Annotated in this window: 16 protein-coding genes; 5 read left to right on the top strand and 11 right to left on the bottom strand. The window is 57.5% G+C overall.

All coding sequences use genetic code 11. The annotated features are described in order from the left end of the window. The 4 genes from livG to livK are packed head-to-tail and all read right to left on the bottom strand — an operon-like array spanning position 1 to position 4,121. Positions 1–768 carry a high-affinity branched-chain amino acid ABC transporter ATP-binding protein LivG gene (livG, locus tag ACWHWP_RS01725; protein ID WP_008500101.1) on the bottom strand — a complete coding sequence of 256 codons (768 nt, stop codon included), beginning with the start codon at positions 766–768 and terminating at the stop codon, positions 1–3. Next, on the bottom strand, positions 765–2,042 hold the full coding sequence (gene livM / locus ACWHWP_RS01720; protein WP_047345614.1) for a branched chain amino acid ABC transporter permease LivM: 1,278 nt from the start codon (positions 2,040–2,042) through the stop codon (positions 765–767). Before livM ends, livG begins: the two co-directional genes overlap by 4 nt. After that, positions 2,039–2,965, bottom strand: a complete 927-nt coding sequence (gene livH / locus ACWHWP_RS01715; protein ID WP_013099131.1) for a high-affinity branched-chain amino acid ABC transporter permease LivH — start codon at positions 2,963–2,965, stop codon at positions 2,039–2,041. The genes livM and livH overlap by 4 nt, the downstream gene beginning before the upstream one ends. A 46-nt stretch (positions 2,966–3,011) precedes the next feature. Further along, on the bottom strand, positions 3,012–4,121 hold the full coding sequence (gene livK / locus ACWHWP_RS01710) for a high-affinity branched-chain amino acid ABC transporter substrate-binding protein LivK (protein WP_008500098.1): 1,110 nt from the start codon (positions 4,119–4,121) through the stop codon (positions 3,012–3,014). A gap of 424 nt (positions 4,122–4,545) precedes the next feature. Here livK and panM point away from each other — a divergent pair, with 424 nt between their 5' ends. Beyond that, positions 4,546–4,935: an aspartate 1-decarboxylase autocleavage activator PanM gene (gene panM / locus ACWHWP_RS01705; RefSeq protein ID WP_047345615.1), complete on the top strand. Its 390-nt coding sequence runs from the start codon at positions 4,546–4,548 to the stop codon at positions 4,933–4,935. Between the two features lie 92 nt (positions 4,936–5,027). Here the strand turns inward: panM and livJ are convergent, their stop codons facing one another. The 6 genes from livJ to ftsY form a co-directional block, all read right to left on the bottom strand. Further along, the gene (gene livJ / locus ACWHWP_RS01700; protein ID WP_072250764.1) at positions 5,028–6,128 is read right to left on the bottom strand and encodes a branched chain amino acid ABC transporter substrate-binding protein LivJ; all 1,101 of its coding nucleotides are present in this window, start codon (positions 6,126–6,128) and stop codon (positions 5,028–5,030) included. Between the two features lie 197 nt (positions 6,129–6,325). Further along, on the bottom strand, positions 6,326–7,591 hold the full coding sequence (locus tag ACWHWP_RS01695) for a 4-aminobutyrate--2-oxoglutarate transaminase (RefSeq protein WP_063430755.1): 1,266 nt from the start codon (positions 7,589–7,591) through the stop codon (positions 6,326–6,328). 135 nt (positions 7,592–7,726) lie between these two features. Beyond that, positions 7,727–8,584 (bottom strand): RNA polymerase sigma factor RpoH, encoded by an 858-nt coding sequence (gene rpoH, locus ACWHWP_RS01690; RefSeq protein WP_010436497.1) that lies wholly within the window; start codon positions 8,582–8,584, stop codon positions 7,727–7,729. Positions 8,585–8,835: 251 nt separating this feature from the next. Beyond that, complete coding sequence (gene ftsX / locus ACWHWP_RS01685; protein WP_023326488.1) at positions 8,836–9,891, bottom strand: permease-like cell division protein FtsX; 1,056 nt, start codon at positions 9,889–9,891, stop codon at positions 8,836–8,838. Continuing rightward, positions 9,884–10,549 carry a cell division ATP-binding protein FtsE gene (gene ftsE, locus ACWHWP_RS01680; RefSeq protein ID WP_025758973.1) on the bottom strand — a complete coding sequence of 222 codons (666 nt, stop codon included), beginning with the start codon at positions 10,547–10,549 and terminating at the stop codon, positions 9,884–9,886. The genes ftsX and ftsE overlap by 8 nt, the downstream gene beginning before the upstream one ends. A gap of 2 nt (positions 10,550–10,551) precedes the next feature. Further along, positions 10,552–12,018 carry a signal recognition particle-docking protein FtsY gene (ftsY, locus tag ACWHWP_RS01675; RefSeq protein ID WP_447854948.1) on the bottom strand — a complete coding sequence of 489 codons (1,467 nt, stop codon included), beginning with the start codon at positions 12,016–12,018 and terminating at the stop codon, positions 10,552–10,554. Positions 12,019–12,145: 127 nt separating this feature from the next. On the opposite strand from ftsY, the gene rsmD reads away from it, so the two are divergent. Continuing rightward, entirely contained in the window at positions 12,146–12,748 is a 603-nt protein-coding gene (rsmD, locus tag ACWHWP_RS01670) for a 16S rRNA (guanine(966)-N(2))-methyltransferase (protein WP_237996020.1), read from the top strand. Continuing rightward, positions 12,732–13,013 (top strand): DUF1145 family protein, encoded by a 282-nt coding sequence (locus ACWHWP_RS01665; RefSeq protein WP_010436509.1) that lies wholly within the window; start codon positions 12,732–12,734, stop codon positions 13,011–13,013. Before rsmD ends, ACWHWP_RS01665 begins: the two co-directional genes overlap by 17 nt. Positions 13,014–13,073: 60 nt before the next feature. On the opposite strand, the gene ACWHWP_RS01660 is transcribed toward ACWHWP_RS01665, so the two are convergent. Beyond that, on the bottom strand, positions 13,074–13,430 hold the full coding sequence (locus ACWHWP_RS01660; protein ID WP_447854947.1) for a DUF2500 domain-containing protein: 357 nt from the start codon (positions 13,428–13,430) through the stop codon (positions 13,074–13,076). Between the two features lie 129 nt (positions 13,431–13,559). Between ACWHWP_RS01660 and ACWHWP_RS01655 the strand changes: the two genes are divergently transcribed. Both ACWHWP_RS01655 and zntA read left to right on the top strand, forming a co-directional pair. Beyond that, on the top strand, positions 13,560–14,186 hold the full coding sequence (locus ACWHWP_RS01655) for a lysoplasmalogenase (RefSeq protein ID WP_045909154.1): 627 nt from the start codon (positions 13,560–13,562) through the stop codon (positions 14,184–14,186). Positions 14,187–14,263: 77 nt separating this feature from the next. Beyond that, positions 14,264–16,435: a Zn(II)/Cd(II)/Pb(II) translocating P-type ATPase ZntA gene (zntA, locus tag ACWHWP_RS01650; RefSeq protein ID WP_063958091.1), complete on the top strand. Its 2,172-nt coding sequence runs from the start codon at positions 14,264–14,266 to the stop codon at positions 16,433–16,435. Positions 16,436–16,464 lie beyond the last annotated feature (29 nt).

The raw sequence follows: 16,464 nt of genomic DNA, 5'->3' as shown, positions 1-16,464 counted from the left end.
TTATGCCTCACCAAGGTATGCGCGGATCACGTCCGGGTTGTTGCGGATCTCTTCCGGCGTGCCGTTTGCCAGCGGCGTGCCCTGGTTGACCACGTAGATACGGTCAGAAATGCCCATCACCAGCTTCATGTCATGCTCAATCAGCAGAATGGTGGTGTCGTGATGGTCGCGCAGCTCGGCAATCAGCTCGTCCAGCTCTTTAGTCTCTTTCGGGTTGAGCCCTGCCGCCGGTTCGTCGAGCATAAGGATCTCCGGCTGCGTCACCATGCAGCGCACGATTTCAAGGCGACGCTGGTCGCCGTAGGCCAGGTTGCTCGCCTGACGGTTGGCGTGCTGCAGCAGGCCAATTCGGTCAAGCCAGGTGGCGGCGCGGTCGAGCGCTTCATCCTGCGCGCGGCGGAAGGCCGGGGTCTTCAGCAGGCCGGAGAACAGCCCGGTTTTCAGCTGCTGATGCTGTGCCACCAGCAGGTTCTCAATCACCGTCATCTCGCGGAACAGACGCACGTGCTGGAAGGTACGCACCACGCCCATGCGGGCAATCTGCTGGCCCGGTAATCCTTCAAGATGCTGGTCGCGCAGCATGATGGTGCCCCCCGTCGGCTTGTAGAAGCCGGTCAGGCAGTTGAAGACCGTGGTTTTCCCCGCGCCGTTCGGGCCAATCAGGGAGACAATCTCTTTCTTGTGCAGATCCAGATTCACGTTGTTGACCGCCAGCAGGCCGCCAAAGCGCATCATCAGGCCGTTAACGGATAATAATGGCTGACTCATGCCTGCTCTCCTTTCGCTTGCCCGTTCTTCAGCTTCAGCTGTGGACGGGTCATCGGCAGCAGGCCCTGCGGACGCCAGATCATCATCAGCACCATCAAACCACCCAGCATCAGCATGCTGTATTCGTTAAAGTCGCGCATCAGCTCGCGCGAGACCACCAGCAGGATGGCCGCGAGGATAACGGCAAACTGCGAGCCCATCCCGCCGAGTACCACAATCGCCAGCACGAAGGCCGATTCGGCAAAGGTGAAGGATTCCGGGCTAACGAAGCCCTGGCGCGCGGCAAACAGCGTCCCGGCGAAACCGGCAAACGCGGCGCTAATGGTGAACGCGGTCAGCTTGATGCGGGTCGGGTTCAGGCCCAGCGAGCGGCAGGCGATTTCATCTTCGCGCAGCGCTTCCCACGCGCGGCCCAGCGGCATGCGCAGCAGGCGGTTAATCACGAACAGGGTAATCACCACCAGCAGCAGCGCCACCAGATAGAGCCAAATCACGCGGTCGGACGGGTCGTATTTCACGCCGAAGAAGTTGCTGAAAGTGTCCCAGCCGCCTTCGCGGGCGGTACGGCTGAACTCCAGGCCGAAGAAGGTCGGTTTCGGGATCTGGCTGATGCCGTTCGGGCCGCCGGTCACTTCAGTATTATTCAGCAGCAGGATACGGACGATTTCGCCGAAGCCTAAGGTCACAATCGCCAGGTAGTCGCCGCGCAGGCGCAGCACCGGGAAGCCAAGCAGGAAACCGGCGGCGGCAGAGACCAGCCCCGCCAGCGGCAGGCAGGTCCAGAAGCCGAGGCCGTAATAGTGGTTCAGCAGCGCAAAGGTATAGGCGCCGATGGCGTAGAAGCCGCCGTAGCCCAGCACCAGCAGGCCGGAGAGCCCCACCACCACGTTCAGACCGAGACCGAGAATCACGTAGATCATGGTCAGGGTGGCGATATCTACGGTTCCGCGCGAGACCACAAACGGCCACGCCACGGCGGCGACCAGCAGCGCCACGAGGAACAGCTTCTGCTTAACGGTAGAACCGTCGATTGCCGGCAGGACGAATTTCGGCCCGGAGACGTTTTTCAGCGTCTTCTGGAAGAGCGGACGCAGCAGCTGGAACAGGAATACCACGGCAGTGCCGATAAACACCCACTGCCAGCGGATGTCGGGGGCGGTATCCACCACCAGCTTCGTGCCGTCCAGACCTAACTGGACGCCCATAAAGACGCCCGCCAGTACGAAGAACATGGCGGCAGAGAGCAGCGCCATTGCAAAATGCATCGGTTTCATACTTTCTCTACCTCCGGACGGCCCAGAATACCGGTAGGCATTACCAGCAGAACCAGAATCAGCAGGGCAAACGACACCACATCTTTATATTCCGTACTCAGGTACGCCGAAGAGAGCGCTTCCGCCACGCCCAGGATCAGGCCGCCGATCATCGCGCCCGGAATACTGCCAATACCGCCCAGCACCGCTGCGGTGAAGGCTTTCATCCCGGCCATAAAGCCGATGTACGGGTTGATCACGCCGTAGAACTGGCCGAGCAGGACGCCTGCGACGGCCGCCATCGCGGCGCCAATCACGAAGGTCAGGGCAATCACGCGGTCGGTGTTAATGCCGAGCAGACTCGCCATCTTCAGGTCTTCCGCGCAGGCGCGGCAGGCACGCCCCATGCGGGAGTAGCGAATGAACAGGGTCAGGGCGAGCATCGCAATAAAGGTCACCACCCAGATAACCAGCTGCATGGTGGTGATAGAGGCAGAGAAGTTTTCGCTGGCCCCCACAATCCACTGGCCGTTAAACAGGCTTGGCAGCGCCACGTCGCGCGAGCCTTCGGTCAGGCTGACGTAGTTTTGCAGGAAGATGGACATACCAATCGCGGAGATGAGCGCAATCAGGCGCTTGGAGCTGCGCACCGGCCGGTAGGCCACGCGCTCGATGCTCCAGCCGTAGGCGCTGGCAATCACAATCGCGCCGACAAACCCGGCGGCGACCAGCAGCCAGCTGCTGTCGATGCCCATCATCATCAGCGCGGCGATGATCATAAAGGAGACATAGCTACCGATCATGTAAACCTCGCCGTGGGCGAAGTTGATCATGCCGATAATGCCGTAAACCATCGTATAGCCGATGGCAATCAGCGCGTAGGTGCTTCCCAGCGTGACGCCGTTAAACATCTGCTGCAAGAAATAGAGAAACTGCTCGGACATATGCAAACCTTTTTATACCCGCCCGTCAGTCCGGGCGGTGGGATAATTATTTGGCGGCCGAGGACGAACCGTCGGCGTGCCACTTAAAGACACCAAACTCAAATCCCTTCAGATCGCCTTTCTCATCCCAGTTCAGCGGCCCAATCACGGTGTTCGCCCCGTGTGCTTTTAAATCTTTCACCAGATCCAGCGGTTCTTTGCTGCCGGTACGGTCCAGCGCGGTGGCCAGAGACTGTACGGCCGCGTAGGTGATCCAGACGTACGGACCGCTCGGATCTTTCTTCTGCGCCTTGAGCGCATCAACGATAGCCTTGTTGGCCGGATCCTGGTCATAGCGTTTTGGCATCGTCACCAGCATGCCTTCGGCAGAATCCCCGGCGATGTTTGACAGGGAGGCGTTACCCACGCCCTCAGGCCCCATAAACTGGGTTTTCAGACCGGTCGCGCGCGCCTGACGCAGCATCTGCCCCATTTCCGGGTAGTAGCCGCCGTAATAAACGAAGTCGATGTTCTCTTTTTGCAGACGGGCGATCAGCGCGGAGAAGTCTTTCTCACCGGCGGTAATGCCGTCGAAGAAGACGATGTTCGCGCCGCCTTTTTTCAGGCCGTCCTGAACGGAGCGCGCCAGGCCTTCGCCGTACTGCTGTTTGTCATGAATGATGGCAATGCGCTGCGGTTTAACCGTCTCGAGGATGTATTTCGCCGCGGTTGGACCCTGGGAGGAGTCCAGACCGGCGGTACGCATAATGTGCTGGTAGCCGCGCTGGGTCAGCTCCGGATTGGTGGCGCCCGGAGTGATCATCAGAATGCCTTCGTCTTCGTAGATATCAGAAGCGGGCTGGGTGGAGGATGAGCACAGGTGGCCGATTACGTACTGGATGCCATCGTTAACGATTTTGTTGGCGACCGCGACGGCCTGTTTAGGATCGCAGGCGTCGTCATATTCCACGCCCACCAGCTTGTCGCCTTTGATGCCGCCTTTAGCATTGATGTCTTTGATGGCCTGGCGCGCGCCGTTGAACTCCATGTCACCCCACTGGGCAACAGGGCCGGACATTGCACCCACTACCGCAACTTTAATGTCCTCCGCCATAGCGGCATGCGAGATCGACAGTGCGACCATCCCCGCGATTAACGTCTTCGCGTTCCTTTTCATCTCTGAATCCCCATTCGTGATGTCGTGTTTATATTTTGTTTTATTATGGTTAAAAAGCATTCTGTACTTTTAATGAACAACGCTATTTTTACCAGTGCCTTTAATGGTTTAGCGCAGTTTTTTATCAAAAACCAGACTAAAATCTCTATTTTTCAGGCGATTAAGCAAAGATAATATTCTGAAATCAGGCAGAGATAAACAAATAAAAGTGCAGTTTGCAGCATAAAATAACGGTACAAAGCGCCGAATAAATCACTACCATTCAGGTTAAAATTCTGCTTATTTTTCGATCCGTGTGTTTTCAAACTGCCCATTGCGTTGTCAAAAAACTAATCACCTGGCGAATGGGAATAAAAAGAGGAAGCCGCTGAGTGGATAAATTGAGTACACTGCCCTTACTCAATTTGATTTGGACAAGTAGCTAATGAAACTGACTATCGTGCGTCTGGTGACCTTTAGCGACCAGGATCATATCGACCTGGGCAAAATCTGGCCGGAATATTCCCCTTCGTCGCTTCGCGTCGATGAGACCCACCGCATTTATGCCGCGCGTTTTAACGAGCGCCTGCTGGCTGCGGTTCGCGTGACCCTGAGCGGCACAGAAGGAGCGCTGGACTCGCTGCGCGTGCGTGACGTCACCCGTCGGCGCGGCGTGGGCCAGTATTTAATTGAAGAAGTAATCCGTGAAAACCCGAGCGTGACCTCCTGGTGGATGGCAGACGTGGGCGTGGAAGACCGCGGCGTGATGGCGGCGTTTATGCAGGCGTTAGGGTTTACGGCGCAGGAGAGCGGGTGGGAGAAGCGCCAGAGTTGACGTGTGCAGCCTGATCTGTGCGGCCTGATGCCCTCTCCCACGGGGAGAGGGTGCAAACACTAAAATGGCAACCTTACGGTTGCCATTTGCGTTTATTTTGCGTCAGTAGCAGTACCGTTGGCATGCCAGTCAAACACGCCAAACTCGAAGCCCTTCAGGTCGCCCTTCGCATCCCAGGAAAGTGGCCCCATGACGGTCTCGACGGTATTCGCTTTCAGCCAGGTGGCAATCTCAGCCGGATCGGCTGACTGGTTCAGACCCGCCTGCAGAGACTGCAGCGCAGCGTAGGTCGTCCAGACGAACGCACCGCTTGGATCCTGTTTCTTCGCCTTGATGGCATCTACGATAGGTTTGTTTGCAGGCACCTGGTCGTAGTTCTTCGGCTTGGTTACCAGCAGGCCTTCCGCAGACTCACCCGCGATGTTAGACAGGGAAACGTTCGCCACACCTTCTGGCCCCATAAACTGGGTTTTCAGGCCCGCAGCACGCGCCTGACGCAGGATCTGGCCCATTTCCGGGTGATAACCGCCGTAGTAAACGAAATCAATATTCTCTTTCTTCAGGCGCGCCACCAGCGTGGAGAAGTCTTTCTCACCGGCGGTGATCCCGTCGAAGAACACGATATCAGCCTTCGCTTTTTTGAGGTTGTCCTGCACCGAACGCGCCAGGCCTTCACCGTACTGCTGCTTGTCGTGAACGATGGCGATGCGCTTCGGCTTCACTTTTTCAACAATGTATTTAGCCGCGGTTGGGCCCTGGTCAGAGTCCAGACCGGTGGTGCGCAGGGTCAGCTTATAGCCGCGCGCGGTCAGCTCCGGTGCGGTCGCTGCCGGGGTGATCATCAGAATACCTTCGTCTTCGTAGATGTCAGACGCTGGCTGAGTAGAGGAAGAGCACAGGTGACCGATAACGTATTTGATTCCGTCGTTCACCACTTTGTTCGCGACCGCGACCGCTTGTTTCGGGTCACAGGCATCATCATATTTTACGATCTGCAGCTTTTCGCCTTTGATACCGCCCTTAGCATTAATGTCTGCAACCGCCTGTTCTGCGCCGGTAAACTCCTGGTCGCCGTACTGCGCTACCGGACCGGACATTGCGCCAACAACAGCCACTTTGATGTCTGCCTGAGCCATGGTGCTGAATGCCAACGCGATACATCCTGCCAGTAACGCTTTACCCTTCATGTTCATCCTGAGATTCCCCATTATTATGGTTATTACGATTGTTGTGATGTTGTTGTGCAGCGCTTTATTTCAGTTATAGGTGTGCTGTTCGCGCTTTTTCAGCATACTCTGCTAAAACATACCCGATTTTTATTATTTTGGAATAGCTAATTTGAAATGAAAATATGATAAGCCCGGCAGGAATTTCCGCCGGGCGTGTGGCTTTAACGTGTCAGCGACGCGGAGATAATGTCCAGCGCCTGACGGAACTGCGCTTCGGGGATAGTCAGCGGATAGAGGAAACGAATAACGTTGCCGTAGACGCCGCAGCTCAGCAGCAGCAAACCTTCCTGCAACGCGCGATCCTGTACCTGCCGGGTAAATTCCGGCGAAGGGTGCCCCGTCTGCGGGTCGTTAAACTCCACCGCCACCATCGAGCCCTGCGCGCGAATATCAGCGATATACGGGCAGTGTTCCTTCGCTTTGTTCAGCACTTCCACCAGGTGATGCCCAAGGTGCGCCGAGCGCGTACAGAGATCCTCTTCATCAATCACGTCCAGCACGGCGTGCGCGGCCGCAATCGCCAGCGGGTTACCCGCGTAGGTGCCGCCCAGCCCGCCCGGTGCAGGGGCGTCCATCACCTCTGCACGGCCCGACACCGCCGAAAGCGGCATCCCACCCGCCAGGCTTTTCGCCATGGTGATAAGGTCCGGCTTCACACAGTGGTTTTCCATCGAGAACAGCTTGCCGGTGCGGGCGAAACCGCTTTGCACTTCGTCGGCAATAAGCAAAATACCGTGGGTATCGCACAGGGCGCGCAGCGCCTGCATAAAATCAGCAGGGGCGATGTTAAACCCGCCCTCTCCCTGAACCGGTTCGAGAATAATCGCCGCGACCTGGTCAGGCGCAATATCCGCCTTAAAGATGCGCTCCAGGCTCTTTAGCGCTTCCGCCGTGCTGACGCCGTGCAGTTCATTCGGGTACTGGGCGTGATACACCGAGCCGGGGAAGGGACCGAAGCCAAGCTTGTACGGCGCGACTTTGCCGGTCAGCGCCATGGTCATAAAGGTGCGGCCGTGGAACGCGCCGCCGAAGGTGATAAGGCCAGGACGTTTGGTAAAGGCGCGGGCAATTTTTACGGCGTTTTCGACCGCCTCTGCGCCCGTAGAGAAGAATGCCGTTTTCGCCGGGCCGTCAATTGGCACGCGTGCGTTGAGGCGTTCGGCAAGCGACACATAGCCTTCGTACGGCACAATCTGGTAGGCCGTATGGGTAAAGGCGTGGAGTTGTTTTTCGATAGCGGAAATGATTTTTGGATGGCGATGGCCGGTATTCAGGACCGCGATCCCCGCGGCGAAGTCGATGTACTCGTTACCCTCGACGTCCCACACCGTGGCGTTTTCGGCTTTATCGGCATAGAAGTTACACATCACGCCGATGCCGCGCGGCGTCGCCTGTAAACGCCGGTCGTGCAGTTCGTTATTTTTCACCCTGTCCCCCTGAGAAATTCACCTGCTTAGCGCATCTGTAAGTGTTTGCCAGGGGGAGGGAATTCGCCAGAGCGGGAGATAAAAAAACAAAACCCCCGAATTTGCATTCGAGGGTTATCGGGGACTTCGCGGAAATTACGCTTCGATAGCGGCGCGAAGTTTTTTCATCGCGTTCTTTTCAAGCTGACGGACACGTTCCGCAGAAACGCCGTAGCGGTCGGCCAGCTCCTGCAGCGTGGACTTGTTATCTTCGTCCAGCCAGCGGGCACGGATGATGTCCTGGCTACGCTCGTCGAGGCCTTCCATCGCAAAGGTCAGCTTGTTCGCCGCCTGGTCTTCCCAGTTATCTTCTTCAATGCCATCAGCAAAGTTAGAAGTCTTATCCTGCAGGTACAGTACCGGGGCCATCGGCTGGCTGTCGGATGCGTCGTCGTCGGAAGACATGTCAAAGGTCATGTCCTGCGCGGCCATACGGGATTCCATCTCACGAACGTCTTTGCTGGATACGCCCAGCTCGCGCGCCACCATTTCGACTTCATCCTGATTGAACCAGCCCAGACGCTGCTTGGTTTTACGCAGGTTGAAGAACAGTTTGCGTTGCGCTTTTGTCGTGGCAACTTTCACAATACGCCAGTTACGCAGCACGTATTCATGAATTTCTGCTTTGATCCAGTGCACGGCGAAAGAGACCAGTCGCACACCCACTTCCGGGTTAAAGCGACGTACAGCCTTCATCAGGCCGATGTTACCTTCCTGAATCAAGTCCGCCTGCGGCAGGCCGTAGCCCGAGTAGTTGCGAGCAACGTGAACAACAAAGCGCAGGTGAGACAGGATCAGCGTCTTAGCTGCTTCCAGATCGCCCTGGTAATGCAGCTTTTCAGCAAGCTCCTTTTCTTCCTCGGCCGTTAACATCGGCCAGGTGTTCGCAGCCCGGATGTAAGATTCCAGGTTACCAACAGGGGCTAAAGCTAAAGTTTGCATTTCTTTGGTCATTCATTCCTCTCAATGTTTCTTCTGGTCCAGGCTGTCCCCGTCAGGCAACAGCCATGCCAAAGCGTTTGAGCAACGAGATTAGCATTCACTCTTTTATCAGACAGTGATTTTATCCACAAGTTCCAGGTGCAACGGTGAATAAATTACGCACAAATTGTGACATGGAGATGATAACAGGGGAAGAGACAACAGGGACGCTTTCCCTGCAGAGCGAACATCTCGGTGCAGGGAAAGATTATATCACGCTTTTATTAGTCGGGAGTAAAGTGACGTAAATGTTGAACGGTTGCCAGCCAGGCTGCCACCCACCCAATCATTGAGCAAACCAGCAGCAGTAACAGGCACTCATCGAACCCTAAGCCGCTGATATCAAACTTCGTTCCGAAAACCTGCGCCACTTCAGTTACGGCAGACGAAAGCCGCATCACCAAAATTTCTGACAATATCAGTGAAAGAAATGCGCCGGAAAAACCGAGCAATGCACCGCCGTAGAGGAACGGTCGAAGGATGAAGCCATCCGTCGCACCAATCAGCTTCTGCACGTTGATGGTATCGCGACGGGCGAAGATGCTCAGGCGCACGCTGTTACCGATGACGAGGAAGACCGCCGCCACCATAAGCACGCCAATCATCGCCGCGACGCGTCCTACCAGCCCGGTCAGGGCCGCAAGGCGTGCGAACCAGCTGTCATCCATGCGCACTTCATCAATGCCTTTAATGCGTGTGATGCGATCGCGCAGAGTGTTAAGCGAATCGGTCCCCTGGAAATCCAGCTTCGGGATCACCACCGCCACGGCGGGCAGCGGGTTCTCTTCGAGCATATCCAGCGCACCGCCAAAGCCTGACCAGTTACGGAACTCGCCCAGCGCGTCTTCACGTGAGAGATAATTAACCTTCTCCACGCCCTGCTCGGCCTGAATTTGCCCGACCACCTGCGCCGCGGCGTTATCGTCGAGCGCTTTATCCAGATAGACCGTGATCTGCGGGGACGGATAATACTGCGAGGCCGCCTGGTTGACGTTTTTATAGACCATATAGCAGACGCTTGGCAGCGTGAGGGAGATGGCAATCACCATCACCGTCAGGAACGTCGCCAGCGGTTTGCTTTTCAGGTCCTGCAGGGCGCCGTGGAACGCGTAGCGCACCTGCTCGTTAAACACGTTGGTTTTGCGGGAGGCCGGCTTTGGCGCAGCCTTCTGGCGCTTCGGCGCATTACGATTGCCGTCACCGCCGCCCTGCGGCTTACGGAAGCGGTCAAACCGGTTCCCGAACTGCCGAATCTGGTTTATTGCATCACGCTTATTCACCGTGGCCTCCGTGCAAATGACCGTCGCTCAGGGTCAGCATGCGGTACGAACGACGGGAAATGAGCCCGATGTCGTGCGTCGCCATCAGTACGGTGACCCCCACGCGGTTAAACTCCTCAAACAGACGCAAAATCCCTTCTGACAGGGCATCGTCCAGGTTACCGGTCGGTTCATCCGCCAGCAGCACCGCAGGCTTATTCACCACCGCACGGGCAATGCCCACGCGCTGCTGTTCACCGCCGGAGAGCTGGATCGGGAAGTTCTTCGCTTTGTCCAGCAGCCCGACCTTATCCAGCGCCGCAGAGACGCGGCGGCGGATATCATCATAGCTGGCACCGGCAATAATCAGCGGAATGGCCACGTTATCGAAAACGGTGCGATCCATCAGCAGGTGGTGGTCCTGGAAAATCATGCCGATCTGACGACGCAGGAACGGCACTTCGCGGTTTTTCAGGCGGCTGATCTCATGGCCGCCGAAAAAGATTTTCCCGGCGCTTGGCCGCTCAATCCCACAGATAAGCTTGAGCAGGGTACTTTTCCCCGCGCCGGAATGGCCGGTCAGGAATGCCATCTCGCCCGGCTGCAGGTGAAATGTCACCCCCTGCAGCGCTTGTCTCCCACCGAGATAGGCCTTGCTGACGTGTTCAAAGCGAATCATTGTTAGTCCTCTCGGGCAAATAATGCCTCAATAAAGTCGTCCGCTTTAAACGGACGTAAATCCTCAATACGCTCGCCCACACCGATGTAACGGATAGGAATGCCGAACTGGTCGGCCACGGAGAAGATCACCCCGCCTTTCGCGGTACCGTCCAGTTTGGTCAGCGCGATACCCGTCAGTCCTACCGCTTCATTGAACAGCTTCGCCTGGCTGATGGCGTTCTGTCCGGTGCTGGCATCAATGGTCAGCATAATTTCATGCGGCGCGTCTTCGTCCAGCTTCTTCATGACGCGAACGATTTTCTTCAACTCTTCCATCAGGTGCGATTTGTTCTGCAAACGCCCTGCGGTATCGGCAATCAGCACGTCCACGTTTCGCGCCTTCGCCGCCTGGATGGCGTCGAAGATCACGGACGCGGAATCCGCGCCGGTATGCTGGGCAATCACCGGAATGTTGTTGCGCTGGCCCCACACCTGGAGCTGCTCAACCGCCGCCGCACGGAAGGTATCGCCCGCCGCCAGCATCACCGATTTGCCCTGCTGCTCGAACTGACGCGCCAGCTTGCCGATGGTGGTGGTTTTACCCACGCCGTTCACGCCGACCATCAGAATAACAAATGGCGTTTTGCCTTCAATATTAAGCGGTTCGTCAACTTTTGCGAGAATTTCGCCCATCTCGTCTTTCAGCAGGCCGTACAGCGCCTCGGCGTCGCGCAACTGCTTGCGGCTCGCCCCTTCGGTCAGGTTGGCGATGATCTTCCGGGTGGTTTCCACGCCGACGTCCGCAATCAGCAGCTGCTCTTCCAGCTCTTCAAACAGATCGTCGTCGATCTTCTTGCCGCGGAAAAGACTGATAAATCCGGAACCTAAGTTTTCTTTGGTTTTAAGCAGGCTGCGCTTCAGGCGGGCGAAGAAACCTTCTTTGGTCGGTTTTTCCTGTTCCTGAACGATCTCTTCTTCGGTCTGCTCTGGCTCTTCCACCGGCACGACGATAACCGCTTCTTCAGCCGCTTCCGCCGCCAGCGCCTGGGCTTCCAGCTCTTCGTCGGTCAGCTCTGGCTCAAGTGCCGCTTCTTCTTCCACCGCTTCAACAATTTCAACGGTTTCCGCCTCGGCCTGCCACTCTTCGGCAGAAACCGCGTCGGCGTTCACCTCTTCCGGCAGCGGCAGCTCTTCACGTTCGATAACGGCCTGCGGCGCTTCGGGGATCTCTTCAACCACAACCGGTTCTGGCTTGTCGCTCTCCTGAACCTGTTCAGTGATCTCAACCACCTCTTCAGCAAAGGTTTCAATCTCTTCTTTGCTGTGCGCCGTCTCTTCCGCTTCGACAACCGCGGCGGTTTCTACAGGCGTTTCAGGCTGCGACTGCTCTTCAACGGCTTGTTGCTCTTCGGTTTTCTGTTCTGTTTCTTGCTCTTTTTCACCGAAGCCCAGCCAGGAAAAGAAGCCACGTTTTTTTTGTTTTGCCATCTGCGACTACACTCCTCGCGGCGCTATATACATGGAAGCTAAAAAAATGATGAAATAGTCTAACACTTTACTTAATTGACATCACCGCCCGCAATCGCAGGCCAATTGTTAACAGAGCTTTCCTGAGATGAAGAAACCCAACCGCGCCCCGGCCGGTCAAATTCGTATTATCGGCGGTCAGTGGCGAGGCCGGAAATTACCGGTGCCGGACAGCCCCGGTTTGCGCCCTACCACCGACCGCGTGCGCGAAACGCTGTTTAACTGGCTGGCCCCGTCAATGGTAGACGCCCACTGCCTCGACTGCTTCGCCGGAAGCGGCGCACTCGGGCTGGAAGCGCTGTCGCGCTATGCCGCCAGCGCCACCCTGCTGGAGATGGAGCGCGGCGTTGCGCAGACCCTGCAGCAAAATCTGGCGACGCTGAAAGCGAGCAACGCAAAAGTCGTGAACACCAACACGCTGAGTTTTCTTGCACAGAAGGGCACGCCGCATAACGTGGTGTTTGTCGATCCGCCGTTCCGCAAGGGTCTGCTGGAAGAGACGCTTTCCCTGCTGGAGCAGAATGGCTGGCTGGCGGATGACGCATTGATTTACGTTGAAAGCGAAGTGGAAAACGGTCTGCCGCCGGTTCCCGCTCACTGGGATCTGCACCGCGAAAAAGTCGCAGGTCAGGTCGCTTATCGTCTGTATCACCGTCAGGCTCAAGGAGAATCCGATGCCGGTACTGATTAATCTGGGACGTTTGTTGATGCTGGGCGTCTGGGCGTTTTTAATTCTCAACCTGGTGCACCCGTTCCCGCGTCCGATGAATATTTTTGTTAACGTCGCGCTGATTTTCACGTCGTTCATGCACGCCCTGCAGATGGTGATGCTGAAAAACGGTCTGCCTAAAGACGGCCCGCAGATGACGGGCTGGCAGCAGCTTCGCGTCTTTATTTTCGGCGTGTTTGAACTGCTGGTGTGGATGAAAAAGTTTAAGGCGCAGGTGAAGAAGTAAGGTGCGGCCTGATGCCCTCACCCTACCCCTCTCCCACGGGGAGAGGGGACCGTTCGTGCATTATTCCGTCCTGAACCCTTCAAACCGCGATCCTTTGTAACTGAGCGTCCCTTTCTCCCCCACCGTCAGCTGATGGTACTGCAGCGCCTCCAGGCGGAAGGTCATCTCCAGGCCGCCCGTTTCCGGCTTAAAGCTCGCTTCATAGCGCATTGCTGTGCCCGCAGGCGTCACCTGCTGCTGGCGCGAGCGGCGGTCGTTGAGCGGTTTCTCACGTTTGTTCGTCACCACCACGCGCTTTTGCATCAGCGGCGCGGCATCGTTATCCGCTCTCTCGCGGCGCTGCTGCACGAAACGGAACGAAGCGGCAATGACGATAATCGCCACCACGATAATGAAAAACAGCGGCATCTTGCTCATTCTAAAATCCCATAAGATTATGCGGAAATCAGGATACCTTGCCTTCCCCGCCATTGCCAAACGCCCGCTCGCGTCACTACACTGGATCAGAAACTGATTATTCAGACTTAACAGATACAGGGAGTTAATATGCTTTGGTCATTTATCGCTGTCTGTTTTTCCGCATGGCTTTACGTCGATGCGTCGTACCGCGGTCCCACCTGGCAGCGCTGGCTGTTTAAACCCGTCACGCTACTGCTGCTCCTGCTGCTTGCCTGGCAAGCGCCGATGTTTAACGCCGTAAGCTACCTGGTCCTCGCCGGGCTGTGCGCATCTCTGATTGGCGATGCCCTGACCCTGCTGCCGCGCCAGCGTCTGCTGTATGCCGTAGGGGCATTTTTCCTGTCGCATCTGCTGTATACGATCTACTTCGCCAGCCAGATGACGCTCTCGTTCTTCTGGCCGCTGCCGCTGGTGCTGCTGGTGATTGGCGCCCTGCTGATTGCGGTGATCTGGTCACGTCTGGAAGAGATGCGGTTGCCGGTCTGCACGTTTATTGCCATGACGCTGGTGATGGTATGGCTGGCAGGTGAACTGTGGTTCTTCCGCCCAACGGCCCCGGCGATGTCCGCATTCTTCGGTGCAGCGCTGCTGTTGATCGGGAATATCGTGTGGCTGGGCAGCCACTATCGCCGCCGTTTCCGGGCGGATAACGCGATCGCCGCGGCCTGTTACTTCGCTGGGCACTTCCTGATTGTGCGTTCGCTGTATATCTAAATAACGCTTGACTCTGGAGTCGACTCCAGAGTGTATGCTTCAGTTAATGAGAAAATTATCATTAACCGGAGACTGCCATGTCGACTCCAGAAACACCCAAAAAAGTTCCTCAATTCTCGGCACTTAAGCTCAGCCCGGTTCCGTCCAAAGACGACTGCTGCTGCGAAGGCGCGTGCGAAACGCAAACTCAACCGCTTCCTGAAAGCGGCAGCCGCTACATCTGGGTGGTCAACGGTATGGACTGCGCGGCCTGCGCCCGTAAAGTTGAAAATGCGGTAAAACAGGTGCCGGGCGTCAGTCACGTACAGGTGCTGTTTGCCACCGAAAAGCTGCTGGTCAGCGCCGATAACGACGTCAGCAAACAGGTGGAAGCCGCAGTGAGCAAGGCGGGCTACAGCCTGCGCAGCGAAACCGCGCCCGCGGAAAAAACGTCATCCCTGCAAGAAAATCTGCCGCTTATCACCCTCATCATCATGATGGCCCTGAGCTGGGGGCTGGAACAGATTAACCACCCGTTCGGCAATCTGGCGTTTATCGCCACGACCCTGGTCGGTCTGTTCCCGATTGCCCGACAGGCGCTGCGTCTGATGAAAAGCGGCAGCTGGTTCGCCATCGAAACGCTGATGAGCGTGGCCGCCATCGGCGCGCTGTTTATTGGCGCAACGGCAGAAGCGGCGATGGTGCTGCTGCTGTTCTTAATCGGTGAACGCCTTGAGGGCTGGGCTGCCAGCCGCGCGCGTAAAGGGGTCAGCGCGTTAATGGCCCTGAAACCGGAAACCGCCACGCGCGTGGTAAACGGCACGCGTGAAACGGTCGCTATCAGTACGCTCCGCCCCGGCGACGTGATTGAAGTGTCCGCAGGGGGGCGTCTGCCCGCGGACGGTGAGTTGCTCACCGCCACGGCAAGCTTCGATGAAAGCGCCCTCACCGGGGAGTCCATTCCGGTAGAGCGCGCAGTGGGCGAAAAAGTGCCTGCGGGCGCCACCAGCGTCGACCGTCTGGTGCAGCTTAAGGTCCTGTCCGAACCGGGTGACAGCGCCATTGACCGCATCCTGAAGCTGATTGAAGAGGCCGAAGAACGCCGCGCGCCGGTTGAACGCTTTATCGACCGCTTCAGCCGGATCTACACGCCCGCCATTATGCTGGTTGCCCTGCTGGTTACCATCGTGCCGCCGCTGTTCTTCGGCGCGCAGTGGGAGGGCTGGATTTATAAAGGGCTGACGCTGCTGCTGATTGGCTGCCCGTGCGCGCTGGTCATCTCCACCCCGGCGGCCATTACGTCCGGGCTGGCGGCAGCGGCACGTCGCGGCGCGCTGATTAAGGGCGGCGCGGCGCTGGAGCAGCTGAGCCAGGTCCAGCAAATCGCCTTCGATAAAACCGGCACGTTGACCGTCGGCAAGCCGCAGGTGACCGGCGTTTATCCGCAGGGTATCAGTGAAAACGAACTGCTGACGCTGGCCGCCGCCGTCGAACAGGGGTCAACCCACCCGCTGGCGCAGGCGATCGTGCGTGAAGCGCAGGCGAGAGGGTTAGCGATCCCGGCGGCGACGGCGCAGCGAGCGCTGGTAGGGTCAGGGATTGAGGCCAGCGTCGAAGGCAAAAACGTGCTGATTGTCGCAGCGGGCCACGCCGCCGATCCACAGGTCGAGGCGTTAGAGAAGGCCGGACAGACGGTCGTTGCCGTCATGCAGGACGGCGTCATGAAAGGCATTCTGGCGCTGCGCGATACCCTGCGTGAGGATGCAAAAGAGGCCGTAGCGGCGCTGCATCAGCTGGGGGTGCAGGGTGTGATTTTGACCGGGGATAACCCTCGCGCGGCGGCGGCCATTGCTGGCGAACTGGGGCTTGAGTATAAAGCCGGATTGTTGCCCGCCGACAAGGTCAGCGCGGTGACGGAGTTGAACAGGCACGCCCCGCTGGCGATGGTTGGTGACGGCATTAACGATGCCCCAGCGATGAAGGCATCAACCATTGGCATCGCGATGGGCAGCGGTACCGACGTGGCGCTGGAGACCGCCGACGCGGCATTAACGCATAACCGTCTGACGGGGCTGGCGCAGACCATCGCGCTTGCGCGCGCGACGCGGGCCAATATTCGGCAGAACATCGGCATCGCGCTGGGGCTGAAGGGGATTTTCCTGGTGACCACGCTGCTGGGCATGACCGGGCTGTGGCTGGCGGTGCTGGCGGATACCGGGGCAACGGTGCTGGTTACGGCGAACGCGCTTCGGCTGCTGCGTCGCCGGTAAAAAAAAGCCCGGTGGCGCTAACACCTACC

This window comes from Enterobacter sp. WI-ESBL-E8 (assembly GCF_053364895.1).
This window is presented reverse-complemented; position numbering and strand designations above follow the sequence as displayed.

Coding starts and splice junctions, on each gene's coding strand:
- livG (WP_008500101.1), bottom strand. CDS start 768: ATGAGTCAGCCATTATTATCCGTTAACGGCCTGATGATGCGCTTTGGC.
- livM (WP_047345614.1), bottom strand. CDS start 2,042: ATGAAACCGATGCATTTTGCAATGGCGCTGCTCTCTGCCGCCATGTTC.
- livH (WP_013099131.1), bottom strand. CDS start 2,965: ATGTCCGAGCAGTTTCTCTATTTCTTGCAGCAGATGTTTAACGGCGTC.
- livK (WP_008500098.1), bottom strand. CDS start 4,121: ATGAAAAGGAACGCGAAGACGTTAATCGCGGGGATGGTCGCACTGTCG.
- panM (WP_047345615.1), top strand. CDS start 4,546: ATGAAACTGACTATCGTGCGTCTGGTGACCTTTAGCGACCAGGATCAT.
- livJ (WP_072250764.1), bottom strand. CDS start 6,128: ATGAACATGAAGGGTAAAGCGTTACTGGCAGGATGTATCGCGTTGGCA.
- rpoH (WP_010436497.1), bottom strand. CDS start 8,584: ATGACCAAAGAAATGCAAACTTTAGCTTTAGCCCCTGTTGGTAACCTG.
- ftsE (WP_025758973.1), bottom strand. CDS start 10,549: ATGATTCGCTTTGAACACGTCAGCAAGGCCTATCTCGGTGGGAGACAA.
- ftsY (WP_447854948.1), bottom strand. CDS start 12,018: ATGGCAAAACAAAAAAAACGTGGCTTCTTTTCCTGGCTGGGCTTCGGT.
- rsmD (WP_237996020.1), top strand. CDS start 12,146: ATGAAGAAACCCAACCGCGCCCCGGCCGGTCAAATTCGTATTATCGGC.
- ACWHWP_RS01665 (WP_010436509.1), top strand. CDS start 12,732: ATGCCGGTACTGATTAATCTGGGACGTTTGTTGATGCTGGGCGTCTGG.
- ACWHWP_RS01660 (WP_447854947.1), bottom strand. CDS start 13,430: ATGAGCAAGATGCCGCTGTTTTTCATTATCGTGGTGGCGATTATCGTC.
- ACWHWP_RS01655 (WP_045909154.1), top strand. CDS start 13,560: ATGCTTTGGTCATTTATCGCTGTCTGTTTTTCCGCATGGCTTTACGTC.
- zntA (WP_063958091.1), top strand. CDS start 14,264: ATGTCGACTCCAGAAACACCCAAAAAAGTTCCTCAATTCTCGGCACTT.